This window comes from Vibrio sp. 10N.222.55.C6, assembly GCF_041473395.1.
GTDB classification, from domain to species: domain Bacteria; phylum Pseudomonadota; class Gammaproteobacteria; order Enterobacterales; family Vibrionaceae; genus Vibrio; species Vibrio crassostreae_C.
On record NZ_JBFRSD010000895.1, the window covers coordinates 1 to 427 of the forward strand.

The window sequence follows — 427 nt, forward strand, 5'->3', positions numbered from 1 at the left end:
GAATGACACAGCTTCTGATGAGCTAGTGTTTGAAGATAACTTTAACAATTACCCGAATGGCCAAGCGCTATCAGGTAATCCGTACAACAACAATACTGCGGAAGCGACAGTTGTTGTTGATGGCGGCAATACTGAGCCAGAACCTGAACCAGATCCAGATCCAGAGCCCGGCGAAGTAACAGACAACTTCGATTCTTATACTGTAGGTACGCAGATCGATGTGGCTAACCCTGCGTACCAGACAAAAGGTGTTGATGGGGTTTTAAATACAGCAGTGATCAGTAGTGACTTTGCCAAGTCGGGTTCTAACTCTTTACGAATTGAAGATGGTGCGGACTCAACCACTGATAATAACAAAGCTATCGTTGGCCGCGACTTTGCTAATGGCGCAGCAGAAACTGGCTCTGTTTCTACATCTGTATACATC

At 45.7% G+C, this 427-nt stretch carries 1 pseudogene; it reads left to right on the forward strand.

The features are described from left to right. Nucleotides 1–427, forward strand: a pseudogene (locus AB4486_RS26750) (hypothetical protein); the annotation flags it as partial.